The following is a 15,373-nucleotide window of genomic DNA, read 5'->3' as shown; positions in this document are numbered from 1 at the left end:
TTAAATTTTAAATTATGGAAAACAACAAAGAACAAAGAAAGTGGCTCGACGATTTCGGATTAGATCATCCGCTAGTAATCGCAGGGCCTTGTAGCGCTGAAACCGAAGAACAGGTTTTAAAGATCGCTCACCAGTTAAAAGATACTGACGCCACGGTTTTACGCGCCGGAATTTGGAAACCCAGAACCAGACCGGGAAATTTTGAAGGAGTTGGAGCGCTAGGTTTAAAATGGTTAAAAAAGGCCAAAGAAGAAACCGGAATGCTAACCACTACCGAAGTTGCGAATGCTCACCACGTAGATCTTGCTTTAGAAAACGACGTTGATATTCTTTGGATTGGCGCCAGAACAACGGTTTCGCCGTTTATTGTTCAGGATATCGCTGATGCACTTAAAGGTACCGATAAAACGGTATTGGTGAAAAACCCGGTTAATCCAGACCTTTCACTTTGGTTGGGAGCTGTAGAACGTTTTCATACTGCCGATATCAAAAATTTAGGAGTAATTCACCGTGGATTTTCAGCTTACGAAAAAACGAAATACAGAAATAACCCTGAGTGGCAGATCGCTATTGAGCTTCAGAATAAATTTCCAGATCTTCCACTAATTTTAGATCCTTCGCATATCGCAGGGCGTAGAGATATTATTTTTGATCTTTGCCAAACCGCTTTAGACCTTAATTACGACGGACTAATGGTTGAGACCCACCACACTCCTGATGATGCCTGGAGTGACGCTGCACAGCAAATCACCCCCGCAACACTTGTTCAGATTATGAAAGATTTGAAGATTAGAAAAGAGGTTTCAGAAAGTGAAGAATTTCAGAATAAATTAAGCACTTTAAGAGCTAAAATTGATGTAGCTGATAATCAACTGATCGAGCTGCTTTCAAAAAGAATGAAAATTTCAGATGAAATTGGCCAGGTGAAAAAGGCACAGAACGTTTCGGTTTTACAAACCAAAAGATGGAACGAAATTCTTGGAAATATGGTTTTGGAAGGAGAGCAACATGGATTAAGTGAAGAATTTATTCTGCGTTTATTTAAAGCGGTTCACCAGGAATCCATTAACCACCAGGAGAAAATAATGAAAGCTTAAAAATCTTGTTTTCCATGATTTTTGGTTTAAAGGCAAGTAGTGAATGTTGCATTTGCTATTTTAGCAAAGTGGTTGTTTGAAAATATATTTTCGTCATTGCGAGGTACGAAGCAATCTGTACAATAGGTTGTAAATCAATTTGAGATTACTTCACTCCGTTCGTAATGACGTTCATCATTTAAAATTTTCAAACAGCCACTTAAAAAACCATAATGTGAATGAAAGGAACCGTTTATAAGTCTACCGGAAGCTGGTATCAGGTGAAAAGTGAAGCGGGAACGTTTTATGATTGCCGAATAAAAGGGAAATTCAGGATTAAAGGTATTAAAAGCACCAATCCTGTTGCTGTGGGTGACCGCGTAGAATTTGATATTGAAGATAAGGAAGGCGCAGAGCAGGGAGTGATCAAAAAGATTGAAAAACGCGAAAATTACATTATTAGAAAATCGGTTAATCTTTCTAAGCAAACTCATATTATCGCTTCCAATATAGACCAGGTATTTTTACTGGTTACACTTAATAATCCGCCAACGCTTACCACTTTTATAGATCGTTTTTTAGTGACTGCTGAAGCTTACCACGTAAAGGCGGTTTTACTTTTCAATAAAGTTGATAGCTATAATGAAGACGAATTGGTGGAGGTGAAATATCTAGCAGCGATATATAGAAATGCAGGTTATGAATGTATAGGGATCTCAGCAACTACCGGTAAAAATGTAGATAAAGTGAAGGAGATGATGCTGGGGAAAACAAGTATGTTTGCCGGCCATAGTGGTACTGGAAAATCCACCTTGATCAATGCTATAGAACCCGGTTTAAACTTAAAAACTTCCCAGATCTCTGATCAGCATAAACAGGGGCAACATACCACTACTTTTGCAGAAATGTTTGATCTTAGTTTTGATGCAAGAATTATTGACACTCCTGGAATTAAAGGTTTTGGAGTAGTAGAAATTGAACGTGAAGAATTGGGAGATTATTTTCCTGAATTTTTTGAACTAAAACAAGATTGTAAATTCCACAACTGTTTACATCTGGAGGAACCAAAATGTGCCGTAAAAGATGCTTTAGAGGAAGGCGAGATCGCCTGGAGCCGTTATAAGAGTTATTTGCAAATTTTGGAAGGGGAAGAAGACAATTATAGAACAGATATTTATCCAAAAAAATGAGAGTAGTATTACAGCGCGTTTCTAAAGCTTCAGTGCAAGTGCATCACGAAATTAATGCAGTGATGCAGCATGGGCTTTTAATTTTACTGGGAATTGAAGCCGAGGACGGTCAGGAAGATATAGACTGGCTTTGTAATAAGATCGTGAAAATGCGCATTTTTAATGATGAAAATGATGCCATGAACTTGTCTTTGCTAGATGTAGAAGGTGATGCCATAGTGGTGAGTCAGTTTACTTTGCACGCTTCTACCAAAAAAGGAAACCGCCCAAGTTTTATAAAAGCGGCAAAGCCAGATGTTGCGGTTCCGCTTTATGAAAAATTCCTAGAAAAACTAGAGGAAGCTTTAGGAAAGCCGATTGGAAGTGGGAAATTTGGCGCCGATATGAAGGTGGAGCTGATTAATGATGGCCCGGTAACGATAATTGTAGATTCAAAACAAAGGGAATAAAAATGAACATAAAAAACGCTCAAAAAGCTGTAGACGACTGGATAAATGAACACGGAGTTCGATATTTCAATGAGCTTACCAATATGGCGCAACTTACCGAAGAAGTAGGCGAAGTTGCCCGAATTATAGCACGCCGTTATGGAGAGCAAAGTGAAAAGGAATCAGACAAAGAAAAAGATTTAGGAGAAGAACTGGCAGATGTGATGTTTGTAGTGCTTTGTCTAGCCAATCAAACCGGGGTTAACCTCCAGAAAGCTTTCGATAAAAAACTGGATATAAAAACAAAAAGAGATCACGACAGGCATCATAATAACGAAAAGTTAAAATAATGAAGTTCAAAGAAATGATTTCGAAAAGAGCCTTCTGGAAATCGGTTTTATTGCTTGGGATAGGCTTCCTTATTGTTTATGATATTGTAAGTGTGCTGTTTGAATACGGCGGATTTCATTTTGAAGCCTATTTTACCGAACGTACAGAAGACGGTAAATTATTTCGCTTTCTTATAGGCCAGTTCCTTGCTGCCTTTGCTTATGGTTTTATAATCTCGTTCGGACAATTTAGAGGAAAAAATAAGAAAGATGCTGAAAATTAATACAGGCAGATAATGAATTTAAAGATCTCAAATACCAAAAAGCATCTCTCCGGAAATATTAAAATTACCGGCTCAAAAAGTGAGTCGAACCGGTTGTTAATTCTACAGGCTTTATACCCTGGTTTAAAGATCAGCAACCTTTCTAATAGTGATGATTCACACTATTTGCAAAAGGCCCTGGAGAGTGAAGATGAATTAATAGATATTCATCACGCAGGTACCGCAATGCGCTTTTTAACTGCTTATTTTTCTGCTTTAGAAGGAAGAGAAGTGGTTCTAACCGGAAGTAAACGAATGACGGAGCGGCCGGTTAAATTATTGGTAGATGCGCTTAAAAAAATGGGAGCCGATATTTCTTATGAAAAGAACGAAGGTTATCCGCCAATTAGAATTAGAGGGAAGAAATTAGAAGCTAAAACGGTAAGCCTGGAAGCCAATATTAGCAGCCAGTATATTTCAGCACTAATGCTTATTGCGCCTTCTTTACCCAATGGGCTGGAAATTAATTTAGAAGGTAAGATAACTTCTACACCTTATATTAAGATGACCTTAGAGATACTGCAAAGAGCCGGTATAACCGGAGCTTTTAAAGGGAATACCATTAAGGTTGAACCGGCAGAACAATTAGTAGAACAAACTTTGGCAGTAGAATCAGATTGGAGCTCTGCTTCGTATTATTATAGTTTGGCTGCAATTAGTGAATCTGCTGAACTTAAATTAAGCACTTACAGAAAAACCAGTTTGCAGGGAGATTCTTGTCTTGCAGAGATCTATAAACAATTTGGCGTATCCACTACATATAGAGAAGACTATGTTTTATTGGAAAAACGTCCTGGCAGCAAACCAAAAAGAATAGAGGAAAACCTTCAAAACTCACCAGATATCGCGCAAACTATAGCGGTAACCTGTTTAGCTTTGAACGTACCTTGTTATTTAACCGGCTTGCATACCTTGAAAATTAAGGAAACCGATAGGCTGGTAGCTCTAAAAACCGAAATTGAAAAATTTGGTAGTAGAGTAGAGGTTACTCAGGATAGTTTGGAACTTTTTCCACAGGAAAATTTTTCAAAGAATGTTTCGGTAGCTACTTATAACGATCATCGTATGGCGATGGCCTTTGCTCCTTTAGGTCTAAAAGTTCCTTTTGAAATTAAAGATGCCGACGTAGTTTCCAAATCTTATCCAGGGTTTTGGGAAGATTTTCAAAAACTCAATTTCGAAGTTGAAAAACCTTAATTTAAAAGCATTTTTTAAATAAACCGTTAAATACTTGACAACCCCTATATTGAGATTGTATATTTGCCGCTTCTAAAAATTCAATTATGGGAATGAAACTTTCACACTTCAATTTTGAACTTCCGGATGAACTTTTGGCCGAGTATCCTTCAGAGAACAGGGATGAAGCAAGGCTTATGGTTCTTAACCGAAAAGAACAAACAATTGAGCACAAACAATTTAAAGATATTCTAGATTACTTCGAGCCAGAAGATGTTATGGTATTGAACAATACCAAGGTTTTTCCTGCTCGTTTATATGGAAATAAAGAGAAAACCGGTGCACGGATTGAAGTATTCCTATTAAGAGAATTAAATCCTGAAACCAAACTTTGGGATGTACTTGTAGATCCTGCAAGAAAAATTAGAATCGGGAATAAACTTTACTTTGGGGATGACGAAAGTTTAGTGGCTGAGGTTATAGATAACACTACATCTCGCGGAAGAACGCTTCGTTTTCTTTACGATGGTTCTTATGAAGATTTCAGAAAGAAATTAAAGGAACTTGGGGAAACTCCACTTCCAAAATATATAAAGCGTGACGTACAGCCTGAAGACCAGGAGCGTTACCAAACTATTTACGCTAAAGAAGAAGGAGCTGTGGCAGCACCAACTGCGGGACTTCACTTTTCAAAACATCTTTTAAAGCGATTGGAAATTAAAGGAGTAGATTTTGCTGAAGTTACTTTACACGTTGGTTTAGGAACTTTTAGCCCAGTTGAGGTAGAAGATCTTAGCAAACATAAAATGGATAGCGAAGAGGCTTTTATTGAAAAGAAAGCTACTGAAACTATAAACAAAGCGAAACTCGAAAACAGGAAAGTTTGTGCAGTAGGTACCACGGTAATGCGTGTTATGGAAAGTGCAGTTTCTTCAAACCATACTTTAAATGAATTTAGTGGTTGGACTAATAAATTTATTTTTCCTCCTTACGATTTTAGTATAGCGAACTGCATGATCACCAACTTCCATACGCCAAAATCTACACTGCTTATGATGATCTCGGCCTTCGCTGGTCACGATTTTATGAAGCGTGCTTATGAGGAAGCGGTAAAAGAGAAATATCGTTTCTATACTTATGGAGATGCGATGTTGATTATCTAGTTTCTAAAAAGAAATTATATTAAAAAGCCACAGCTTATAAAATTAAGTTGTGGCTTTTTGTTTAGCTTAAAGTCAGAAATTAAAACACTTAGCTTAGGCTTAACTTAAAAATCCTTTAATTCTTAGTACTTTTGCATCGTGAAAAATAAGAAGAAAGACATACGGGCACTTACCAAAGCACAACTGCAGGAATTTTTTGTAGCAAATGGCGATAAATCTTTCCGCGGAAGTCAGGTTTATGAATGGCTTTGGAATAAGGGAGCACACAGTTTTGAGGCGATGACCAATATCTCTAAAGCTACCCGTGAAATGCTAGACGAGAATTTTGTGATAAACCATATTCGTGTAGACCGGATGCAGCGTAGTAGCGACGGTACCATTAAAAATGCCGTGAAGCTACACGATCAACTTACTGTGGAGTCGGTTTTAATTCCTACGGCTACCAGAACTACGGCTTGTGTTTCTTCGCAGGTAGGTTGTAGTTTAGATTGCCAGTTTTGCGCAACCGCCCGCCTAAAAAGAATGCGAAACCTTAATCCAGATGAAATTTACGATCAGGTAGTGGCTATAGACAATGAAAGTCGCTTGTATTTTGACAGGCCTTTGAGTAATATTGTTTTTATGGGAATGGGCGAGCCGCTTATGAATTATAAGAACGTAATGAAAGCGGTTGAAAAGATCACTTCTCCCGAAGGTTTGGGAATGTCTCCCAAGCGTATTACTATTTCTACCTCTGGAGTGCCTAAAATGATTAAAAAACTGGCTGATGACGAAGCTAAAATAAAACTTGCCGTTTCTCTTCACGCCGCAACCGATGAGGTTAGGACTCAAATAATGCCTTTTAATGAAACTTTTCCTTTAGATGATCTAAGAGAATCTTTAGAATACTGGTATTCTAAAACAAAAAGTCGAATTACTTACGAGTACATTGTTTGGAAAGATATTAACGATACCCGTAAAGATGCTGAAGCTCTGGTGCGTTTTTGTAATTATGTACCTTGTAAAGTGAATTTAATTGAATATAACCCTATCGATGATGGGAACTTCCAGCAAGCTTCCTCAAAAGCTACAGATATGTATCATCAAATTTTAGAGCGTAATGGGATTACAGTAACGGTAAGACGTTCTCGCGGAAAAGACATCGATGCTGCCTGTGGACAATTAGCGAATAAATCGGCTTAAAAGCCTGCTGGAGCACTGAAATTGGTTCAGCAGGCCCTAAATTTTAAAATAATTCTTAGAATCTTTCAAACCTGCCTAATATTCTTGATTTTGAAAGAAAAACCACCACTGAATATTCTCTATAAATAATTATCTTTGGTGGCTTAATGAAAGTAATTTCCCAAATAAAACTTCCGGTCGAGAAAGAAATGGAACTTTTTGAAAGAAAGTTCCTGGAAGCCATGTCTTCTAAGGTTGCCCTTCTTAACAGGATCACTCATTACATTGTTAACCGCAAAGGAAAGCAAATGCGGCCTATGTTTGTGTTCCTGGTCGCCAAAATGGTTTCTGAAGGCAATGTGAACGAGCGTACTTATCGGGGAGCTTCAGTTATAGAACTTATACATACCGCTACTTTAGTTCATGATGATGTGGTAGATGACTCTAACCGCCGCCGTGGATTCTTCAGCATTAATGCTTTGTGGAAAAATAAAATTGCTGTTCTGGTTGGAGATTATTTACTTTCTAAAGGCTTGCTACTTTCTATAGATAACAATGATTTCGATCTATTAAAGATTATCTCGGTTGCTGTAAGAGAGATGAGCGAAGGTGAACTGCTGCAAATTGAAAAAGCCAGAAGACTGGATATTACTGAGGAAGTTTATTACGATATTATTCGCCAAAAAACTGCTACGCTTATTGCAGCTTGCTGCAGTCTGGGTGCTGCTTCAGTGAAACCAGATTCTGATGCGGTTGAAAAAATGCGGAAATTTGGGGAGTTAATAGGGATGGCCTTTCAGATAAAAGATGATCTTTTTGATTACGGTGATGAAAAAATAGGAAAACCTACGGGCATAGATATTAAAGAGCAAAAAATGACTTTGCCGCTGATCTATGCTTTAAATAATTCAACTAAGAAAGAGAAAGACTGGGTGATTAATTCGGTTAAAAATCACAACAAGAATAAGAAGCGGGTGAATGAGGTGATCCAGTTTGTGAAAGATAAAGGAGGCCTCGATTATTCCGTAAAGCGTATGGAAGAATTTCAGCAGGAAGCTTTAGTGATTTTGGAAGAATATCCTGCCTCAGCTTATCGTGATTCTTTAGAGCTTATGGTAAATTACGTGATAGAGCGTAAAAAATAAAGCTGTTCGGGAGTTACTTACCAAAACAGCTTTATGTATTATCCTGTTACCGATTAATGATCGTCTTCGTGAATCTCTTCATCGATCTCTTTTTCTATCTTTTCGGCACCTTTCTCTACTTTTTCAGCCCCTTCTTTAACTTTGTCTCCGGCTTTATTTACATTGTCTTCAATGTCTTCGCCAATGGCTTCTACAGCATCTTCCGTTTTTTCCTGAGTGGTTTCGCGGCATGAATATAAGCTTAGGGCGAAAATGGCACCTAATATTAAAACTGACTTCTTCATATTTACATTTTAATTTTAATTAAAAAAGCTGCTTCCCGTGAAGAAAGCAGCTTTTGGAATTTTTCAAAAATGAAACGATTACATATTATCGTCTTCGTTCATTTCTTCTTCCATTTCAGCTTCAGTTTCTTCGGCTTCAGCTTCCATTTCGTTTCCAGCTTCTTCCATTTCGTTTCCTGCTTCTTCAGCTGCGTTTTCTATATCTTCACCTGCAGACTCCATAGCGTCTTCAGTTTTTTCTTCAGTAGTTTCTCTACAAGAGTAGATAGAAAGAGACATTGTTGCAACAGCAAAAAGTAAAAATAATTTTTTCATTTTAGAATATGTTTAATTAGTTGAAGTAGCAAATTTAAACTATTTTTTAATTATGCAAGGGATTCTTTTCACTCAAATATTTCCAATATCGCTTGGGTACATGTTGGTGGTGAAGCCTTGTGTTTATGCGGGATTTGATGGTGGTGGCCTCGAAATATTTCTTCCATAATTGCTGAAATTCAATTTCTGAAGCATCAAATAAATGCTCTTTTTCTTCTAGTGAGGATAAGTTTTTGGAAAAATCGATATGAATTACTCTCGTTTCCTGTAGGTCGTAATATAACCCAAACTTTCGTTTTAGATCATAAATAATCCATTGTTGATCGCTATAACGAGACGTAAAATGCTTCTCGATTATTGGAAGTACATTAAAATCTGGTTCAATATTAGAAAAATAGATATTGTCTTTAGTAAGTTGAAACCTTACAAATGCTTCCATTCTATGCTTTTCTCTTGCCACTTTTTTAGCAGTTTGCGCAATATTTAATATATGATTATTCGCTAAATCACCGTCAACACTTGTTTTAAATTTAAAGGTATGCTGAAAATACCTTAAAATATCGAGTTCAATCTTAGGAAGTTCACTCAGGTAGGCGTAATAGATCGCATTTTGTCCCCGTGGAGTTGCATATTTTTGAAATCCCTGCCAAACCCGTTTAGCTTTAGCTTCATCGGTAAAAACCTCCATATTTTCGGCAAACATGTCCGTTTGAGGTGTGCCCGGCGGGAGAATATTATTAACCACTAATTTTTCTTCAAATGCGGTATAAACGCAGGTAAGTAAGCCATGGAAGGTGCCATCATAAATAAGACAGGTAGATGGTTCCATTCTAAAATAAACTTAGTTGACTGCTGTATTCTTTCCTAAATTTTCCAACCGAATTCCGAAGAATTAAAGATTTTATTTTTGACGGAGCCAGATCTCGCGTTTCCCAACCTCGGGAGTCACAAATAATAAAATAGCGAGCACGGTTTAAAGCCACGCCTATTGCTTTTAGATGATCAAAATTGAGTTTTCTAAACCTTCTGGCCTGGACTATTTTATGAGCAGATTTTAAACCAACCCCCGGAATTCTTAAAAGCATTTCTTTTTCGGCGCTATTTACATCTACGGGAAACTGATGCTGATTTCTTAGAGCCCAGCTTAGTTTGGGATCTACCTCTACATCTAAATTTGGAAATTGCTGGTTTAATAATTCGTTTACATCAAAACCATAGAAACGCATGAGCCAGTCGGTTTGATAAAGGCGGTTTTCTCTTAGCATGGGTACTTGAGAGCCAAGGGATGGTAATCTGGGATCATTACTTATTGGGACATAGCCCGAGTAATACACCCGTTTCATATTGTAATTTTTATAATAATAATTTGCCGAAAGCATAATTTCCCGGTCGCTTTCTCCAGAGGCTCCAACTATCATCTGGGTGCTTTGTCCGGCAGGTGCATATTTTGGTGTGCTTTTAATTAATTTTTTTTCAGAATTATATTGTATAATTTCATTCTTCACTTTATTCATTGGTTTAATAAAATCAGAATGATTTTTCTCTGGTGCCAGTTTTTTTAGACCGGAGATTGTTGGAATCTCAATATTCACACTTAGCCTGTCGGCATATAGGCCGGCTTCACGCATAAGTTCGTCACTTGCACCGGGAATAGATTTTAAATGAATGTAGCCATTAAAGTTCTCTTCCAGCCTCAGCTTTTTTGCTACCCGTATAAGTCGCTCCATAGTGAAATCGGCATCCTTGAAAATCCCGGAACTCAAAAACAGGCCTTCAATATAATTTCTTCGGTAGAAATTAATGGTTAGATCTACTACTTCCTGAACTTTAAAAGCAGCTCTTTTTATATCGTTACTTCGGCGGGTAACGCAATAAGCACAGTCAAATATGCAATGATTGGTAAGTAAGATCTTTAATAATGATACGCAGCGCCCGTCCTGGGTGTAGGAATGGCAAATTCCCATCCCATCTGAATTTCCCAAACCTTTATTCTTATTTCTACGTTTACTACCGCTGCTGGAGCAGGAAACATCGTATTTTGCTGCATCTGCAAGAATTTCGAGTTTTTCCTTAATTCGTTCAAACATCATAATTCTGAAATTTGAACCAAAAATAGGAAAAAATCCAACAAATAGGAATAGTTACTAATCTATCTTTATTTAGTTATGAAAACTATTCATTTTTGTAACCGGGATAATTTTCCGGGTCTTCTCCTGCCATTCGTGCAAAGTTCCTGTAGGCCTGATCTACCTTAGATTCCGGGGTGGTAGCAAATTCTTCTTCGGTAACATTATATTTTTGCTGAAGGGAATCCAAACTGGAATGTAGTTCTTTTCTAACCTCGGCATAATCTGGATGATTGTAGATATTATTCATTTCTCGAGGATCTTTCTGTAGATCATACATTTCCCATACATCAATATCGTCATAAAAGTGCATTAACTTAAACCGATCGGTTCTAATGCCGTAGTGCCTTTTTACCATATGAAAGGCTGGAAAATCATAGTAATGATAATAAATGGCATTTCTAAAGTCTTCATCTGAGATTGAATTATTCATCAATGACCGCAGGGATCTACCCTGCATTTCTTCAGGGATTTCAGCGTTGGCAAAATCCAGGAAAGTTGGCGCAAAATCCAGGTTTTGGGTAAGCGCATCAATCTCGCTACCCGCTTCAATAACACCGGGATATTGCATCAGCATAGGCATGGCTAAAGACTCTTCGTACATAAAGCGTTTGTCAAAAAATCCTTTTTCTCCTAAATAGAAGCCCTGGTCTGTGGTGTAAACAATTAAAGTATTTTCAACTAAACCTGATTCTTCGAGATAATCTAAAATTTTTCCCACGCCTTCATCTACTGCGGCTACGGTAGCAAGATAATCTCTTAGATAGCGTTGGCCTTTCCATTTGTCAAGCTCTTTGCCCGATAAATTTGCTTCATGGAAAGCATTATTTTTAGGTCGATATGCTTTATTCCAGGCGTCTCTTTGTGCCTTCGTCATTCTTTCAAAATCTGTTTTCCACGGATTATGCCTCAAAGAATCGCTTCCTTTGGCCACGGTCATTTTTAGATCGTGCCCTTCGTACATATCTTTATAAATGGTCTGTAACTGCTCTTGCGCAGCTACCTGCCCCTTATGATCTGAAAAATAACTTTTGGGTAATGGGAATTCAATAGAATCGTATTTATTAATATGTCTTAGTGCCGGCATCCAGTTTCTGTGAGGGGCTTTGTGCTGGACCATTAGCATAAAGGGTTTTTCTTTATCTCGATTATTTTTTAGCCAGTCTAATCCCATTTCGGTGATTATATCTGTGGCATAGCCTTCAATCCTGGTAGTATCTTTATTTTTTATAAAATCGGAATTATAATAATTTCCCTGGTCCACAAGAATGTTCCAATCATCAAAACCCTGGGGAGAACCGTGTAAATGCCATTTACCAAATAGTGCTGTTTGATAACCTGCTTCCTTTAGATATTTTGGAAGTGTAGGTTGTGAACCATCAAAGGTTTCCCCATTCATTCTAAAACCATTTAAATGGCTGTGTTTGCCGGTTAGAATAACGGCGCGGCTGGGTCCGCAAATAGAATTTGTACAAAAATTATTATTGAACTTAACTCCATTATTAGCAATGCGGTCAATATTGGGAGTAGGTGCTAATTTACTTACCGGATGCCCGTAAGCACTAATTGCCTGGGCTGCATGATCGTCGGTCATTATGAAAACTATGTTGGGACGCTTCTTCTTTTGGTCTTTATCTAATTCTTTTTCTTCAGAATTATTTTTACAGGAAATAAGAGAAATAGCCAGAAAAAGAAAGCTAAGAATTAAAGGAAGTGCGTTTTTAGATTTCATAAAGAGTTGTTTATGTAATTGAGAAAGCTCTAAAGTACAAAAAGTATGTATTTTTGCCGTAAATTAGAACTATACAAAAACTGCTCAAATTGAATTTATGAAGCTCTTTACTCCTAAAATAATAGCTCTGTTTGTCTTTGTATTTCAGTATACTAACCTTTTTTCTCAGCAACTTACGCCACCTATACATAATTATTCTTCTACAAGCTATAATGCTGCAAGCCAAAACTGGGATATTGATGTAAATGAAGAAGGCGTAATTTACGTGGCCAATAATCAAGGCTTATTAAGTTATGATGGTCAATCCTGGGAGCTTCTTCCTTTGCCTAACGGTAGCATTATACGTTCAGTTTTTGTATATGAAGATAAAATCTTTACTGGTTCTTATAAAGAATTTGGGTATTGGAAAAAGGATGAAACAGGAAAAATGTATTATACATCTTTAATTCCAAAACTTGGTAAATATGCCATGCAGAGTGAAGAGTTCTGGGAAATTCTTGAATTTAAGGGAGATATTTATTTCAGGTCTTTTGGCGCTATTTATAAGTACGATCATAATACTATAGAACCTGTTCAAAATGTGGTTAGCAATAAAATGATAGTTTATAAAGATCGACTTTTACTGGCATTGAGGAAAAAAGGACTTTATTTTCTAGATGTTAATAATGAATTGGAGAAGTTGCCAAACCAGGAACTTTTAGAAGAGGAGATGATTATTGATATGGCCATTCAGGGACGGGATTTGATAATTGGCACGCGTGAAAAGCTTTATAAGTATAATGATGAAACGTTCTCGCTTTATGAGGACAGTAATTTACTCCAAGAATTAAAGCGCTCTGAGTTAAATCATATAATGTCATTTGGTGACGATAGGGTATTACTTGGTACTGTAAAAAATGGCGTGATAAACTACGATAGCCGCGAAAAAACCTATACAGTTCTTAATAGGAATAACGGACTGCAGAATAATACCGTTTTAGGATTTGTAGAGAAATATGGGAATATTTGGTTAAGTCTTGACAATGGAATTGATCGAATTGAAATTGATTCGCCGGTTAAATTTTATACCGATGATACCGGGGAGTTAGGGGCAGTTTACGATCTAGCATTTCACAACAATAAAATGTTCCTTGCAAGTAATACCGGAGTTTACAATTTTGTAGATGATGAGCTGCAAATTATAGATGGAGCTGAGGGTCATACCTGGAATCTGGAGATTTTAAATGATACCTTATTTGTAAATCACAATACCGGCACCTATTATGTAGATGGAAATAGTTTGATACCGGTAGAAACAGCCACCGGTAGTTTCAAAATTAGTGAGCTTCCGTATGCTAATAAGGAGTATTTGATAAGCAGTTACACCGGGATTAGAAAATTCAGTCATTCTAGTGACAGTATCTATGAAATAGATAGTTTAAATTTTCCGGTGAAGAACGTGGTTTTTGAGGATGAGAATACACTATGGGCCGCCCATCCTTACGAAGGACTTTATAGATCTGGATTTACCGATAATTTTACAAAAACCAGCTTTGTGGAGAAAATCGCTATCCCAGATGGCGGGAATAGCATCAATACGAATATTTTTGAGATCAATAATCAGTTGGCCATATTTAATGGAGATCACTGGTTTAAATATAATTCCTTCAAAGATTCTTTAGAGATCTTTGAAGAGATGAAACCTTTCCGAAAGCATAAACTGTTGCTTAAGGATGTGAATTCTTATTGGTTTAGTAATACCGAAAATAATTCTTTAAAATTCACCGATTTTAACAAGACCATAGTAGTTGCTCCCGGAAGTTTAGGAAATAGACTTGTAAAAAATTACGAGAGAATTCTTAAAAATGGAGACTCATTATACTACGTAGCTTTAAATGATGGTTTTGCGCGTATTGACCTGAATAAATATATCAATGATCTAGAAAATATTCACGTAAGCAAACCACAGGTGAAAGGTTTCTTTGATTTAGATGGCCGGTTTAGTCTGGAAAATAAACCTGTGGTGCCTTATAAAAGTTCAAGAGATCTAAATATTTATACTTCCTTCCCTACTTCTGGGGCTATGGGTTTAAAATATAGGTTAAGAGGTGAAGATACTCTAAGTGGCGAGGTAAATAATGGGGTGATAAACCTGCAAAATCTCGATCATGGTAATTATGAGTTAGAACTCTTAGCGATCGGCCCACAGGCTAATATTGCTAAGAAGAGCAGTTTTGGCTTTAGTATAAAGCCACCCTGGTACCTTTCTAATTTAATGAAACTGGTTTATATTTTAATCTTTCTTGCACTTATAGGCCTGGTTTATTGGTTTAATCAGTTAAAGCTTAAAAAGCATCAATTATTGCTTGAAGAAAAGTTTGAAAAGGAACACCAGGAGCGCATTAATAATTTAGAAAAAGAGCGCCTTGTGAGCCAAATAAACCTTAAACGTAAGGAGCTTGCCAATACCACAATGGTTGCCGCCAAGAAGAATGAAATGCTTATGGAGATTCAAAGTGAATTAAATAAGGATAAGAATAGTTTCTCTAATGAATTTAAGATGAAGCACATTCTCAATAAGATTAACAGGGCGATTAAAAATAAAGATGAATGGAAAGTTTTTGAAACTAACTTTAATGAATTACACGAAGACTTTTTTAAGGATATCTTGAAAAACTATCCTAAACTCACTAACAAAGATTTAAAACTTTGCTCTTATTTAAAAATGAATCTTACTTCAAAAGAGATTGCTCCTTTAATGGGTATTTCAGTTAGGGGAGTGGAAGTTCACCGGTACAGATTACGAAAAAAAATGGCTCTGAATAAGAAGGAGAATTTGACAAATTTTCTCATCAAAAATTACTAGGTTGTTAATTTAAACTTCTAATTTTAACAAAATAGCAATACATCATTACTACATCATCGATTTAAATCACTGTTAAAATT

The 15,373-nt window shown here is 36.8% G+C and carries 15 protein-coding genes; 10 read left to right on the top strand and 5 right to left on the bottom strand.

Going from position 1 to position 15,373, the window contains the following annotated elements; genetic code table 11:
• The first annotated feature begins 14 nt into the window (after window positions 1-14).
• The 9 genes from APB85_RS02185 (at window position 15) to APB85_RS02145 (ending at window position 7,991) form a co-directional block, all read left to right on the top strand.
• Window positions 15-1,097, top strand: a complete 1,083-nt coding sequence (locus APB85_RS02185; RefSeq protein WP_057480513.1) for a bifunctional 3-deoxy-7-phosphoheptulonate synthase/chorismate mutase type II — start codon at window positions 15-17, stop codon at window positions 1,095-1,097.
• A 218-nt stretch (window positions 1,098-1,315) separates the two neighbouring features.
• The gene (gene rsgA / locus APB85_RS02180) at window positions 1,316-2,266 is read left to right on the top strand and encodes a ribosome small subunit-dependent GTPase A (protein ID WP_057480512.1); all 951 of its coding nucleotides are present in this window, start codon (window positions 1,316-1,318) and stop codon (window positions 2,264-2,266) included.
• Complete coding sequence (gene dtd / locus APB85_RS02175) at window positions 2,263-2,715, top strand: D-aminoacyl-tRNA deacylase (RefSeq protein WP_057480511.1); 453 nt, start codon at window positions 2,263-2,265, stop codon at window positions 2,713-2,715. Before rsgA ends, dtd begins: the two co-directional genes overlap by 4 nt.
• Before the next feature lie 2 nt (window positions 2,716-2,717).
• A complete protein-coding gene (locus tag APB85_RS02170; protein WP_057480510.1) occupies window positions 2,718-3,044 on the top strand; it encodes a nucleotide pyrophosphohydrolase in 327 nt (108 codons plus the stop codon).
• Window positions 3,044-3,307: a hypothetical protein gene (locus tag APB85_RS02165; protein ID WP_057480509.1), complete on the top strand. Its 264-nt coding sequence runs from the start codon at window positions 3,044-3,046 to the stop codon at window positions 3,305-3,307. The genes APB85_RS02170 and APB85_RS02165 overlap by 1 nt, the downstream gene beginning before the upstream one ends.
• A gap of 12 nt (window positions 3,308-3,319) precedes the next feature.
• On the top strand, window positions 3,320-4,543 hold the full coding sequence (gene aroA / locus APB85_RS02160) for a 3-phosphoshikimate 1-carboxyvinyltransferase (RefSeq protein WP_057480508.1): 1,224 nt from the start codon (window positions 3,320-3,322) through the stop codon (window positions 4,541-4,543).
• Window positions 4,544-4,629: 86 nt separating this feature from the next.
• The gene (gene queA, locus APB85_RS02155) at window positions 4,630-5,685 is read left to right on the top strand and encodes a tRNA preQ1(34) S-adenosylmethionine ribosyltransferase-isomerase QueA (RefSeq protein ID WP_173636767.1); all 1,056 of its coding nucleotides are present in this window, start codon (window positions 4,630-4,632) and stop codon (window positions 5,683-5,685) included.
• A 138-nt stretch (window positions 5,686-5,823) separates the two neighbouring features.
• Window positions 5,824-6,867, top strand: coding sequence for a 23S rRNA (adenine(2503)-C(2))-methyltransferase RlmN (gene rlmN, locus APB85_RS02150; protein WP_057480507.1), 1,044 nt, complete (start codon window positions 5,824-5,826; stop codon window positions 6,865-6,867).
• A 146-nt stretch (window positions 6,868-7,013) separates the two neighbouring features.
• Window positions 7,014-7,991 (top strand): polyprenyl synthetase family protein, encoded by a 978-nt coding sequence (locus tag APB85_RS02145; protein WP_057480506.1) that lies wholly within the window; start codon window positions 7,014-7,016, stop codon window positions 7,989-7,991.
• A gap of 53 nt (window positions 7,992-8,044) precedes the next feature.
• On the opposite strand, the gene APB85_RS02140 is transcribed toward APB85_RS02145, so the two are convergent.
• The 5 genes from APB85_RS02140 to APB85_RS02120 form a co-directional block, all read right to left on the bottom strand.
• Window positions 8,045-8,275, bottom strand: a complete 231-nt coding sequence (locus APB85_RS02140) for a hypothetical protein (protein ID WP_057480505.1) — start codon at window positions 8,273-8,275, stop codon at window positions 8,045-8,047.
• Window positions 8,276-8,353: 78 nt separating this feature from the next.
• On the bottom strand, window positions 8,354-8,590 hold the full coding sequence (locus APB85_RS02135) for a hypothetical protein (protein ID WP_057480504.1): 237 nt from the start codon (window positions 8,588-8,590) through the stop codon (window positions 8,354-8,356).
• A gap of 46 nt (window positions 8,591-8,636) precedes the next feature.
• Entirely contained in the window at window positions 8,637-9,419 is a 783-nt protein-coding gene (locus tag APB85_RS02130) for a TIGR03915 family putative DNA repair protein (RefSeq protein WP_057480503.1), read from the bottom strand.
• A 1-nt stretch (window position 9,420) separates the two neighbouring features.
• A complete protein-coding gene (locus APB85_RS02125) occupies window positions 9,421-10,680 on the bottom strand; it encodes a putative DNA modification/repair radical SAM protein (RefSeq protein WP_057480502.1) in 1,260 nt (419 codons plus the stop codon).
• A gap of 82 nt (window positions 10,681-10,762) precedes the next feature.
• Entirely contained in the window at window positions 10,763-12,448 is a 1,686-nt protein-coding gene (locus APB85_RS02120) for a sulfatase family protein (RefSeq protein WP_057480501.1), read from the bottom strand.
• 97 nt (window positions 12,449-12,545) lie between these two features.
• Between APB85_RS02120 and APB85_RS02115 the strand changes: the two genes are divergently transcribed.
• Window positions 12,546-15,293: a helix-turn-helix and ligand-binding sensor domain-containing protein gene (locus APB85_RS02115; protein ID WP_057480500.1), complete on the top strand. Its 2,748-nt coding sequence runs from the start codon at window positions 12,546-12,548 to the stop codon at window positions 15,291-15,293.
• Window positions 15,294-15,373: the final 80 nt, after the last annotated feature.

This window comes from Salegentibacter mishustinae, assembly GCF_002900095.1.
Classification (GTDB): domain Bacteria; phylum Bacteroidota; class Bacteroidia; order Flavobacteriales; family Flavobacteriaceae; genus Salegentibacter; species Salegentibacter mishustinae.
The sequence above is the reverse complement of the archived record's forward strand: the minus strand, read 5'-3'. Positions and strand labels throughout refer to the sequence as shown.

Coding starts and splice junctions, on each gene's coding strand:
- APB85_RS02185 (WP_057480513.1), top strand. CDS start 15: ATGGAAAACAACAAAGAACAAAGAAAGTGGCTCGACGATTTCGGATTA.
- rsgA (WP_057480512.1), top strand. CDS start 1,316: ATGAAAGGAACCGTTTATAAGTCTACCGGAAGCTGGTATCAGGTGAAA.
- dtd (WP_057480511.1), top strand. CDS start 2,263: ATGAGAGTAGTATTACAGCGCGTTTCTAAAGCTTCAGTGCAAGTGCAT.
- APB85_RS02170 (WP_057480510.1), top strand. CDS start 2,718: ATGAACATAAAAAACGCTCAAAAAGCTGTAGACGACTGGATAAATGAA.
- APB85_RS02165 (WP_057480509.1), top strand. CDS start 3,044: ATGAAGTTCAAAGAAATGATTTCGAAAAGAGCCTTCTGGAAATCGGTT.
- aroA (WP_057480508.1), top strand. CDS start 3,320: ATGAATTTAAAGATCTCAAATACCAAAAAGCATCTCTCCGGAAATATT.
- queA (WP_173636767.1), top strand. CDS start 4,630: ATGGGAATGAAACTTTCACACTTCAATTTTGAACTTCCGGATGAACTT.
- APB85_RS02145 (WP_057480506.1), top strand. CDS start 7,014: ATGAAAGTAATTTCCCAAATAAAACTTCCGGTCGAGAAAGAAATGGAA.
- APB85_RS02140 (WP_057480505.1), bottom strand. CDS start 8,275: ATGAAGAAGTCAGTTTTAATATTAGGTGCCATTTTCGCCCTAAGCTTA.
- APB85_RS02135 (WP_057480504.1), bottom strand. CDS start 8,590: ATGAAAAAATTATTTTTACTTTTTGCTGTTGCAACAATGTCTCTTTCT.
- APB85_RS02130 (WP_057480503.1), bottom strand. CDS start 9,419: ATGGAACCATCTACCTGTCTTATTTATGATGGCACCTTCCATGGCTTA.
- APB85_RS02125 (WP_057480502.1), bottom strand. CDS start 10,680: ATGATGTTTGAACGAATTAAGGAAAAACTCGAAATTCTTGCAGATGCA.
- APB85_RS02120 (WP_057480501.1), bottom strand. CDS start 12,448: ATGAAATCTAAAAACGCACTTCCTTTAATTCTTAGCTTTCTTTTTCTG.
- APB85_RS02115 (WP_057480500.1), top strand. CDS start 12,546: ATGAAGCTCTTTACTCCTAAAATAATAGCTCTGTTTGTCTTTGTATTT.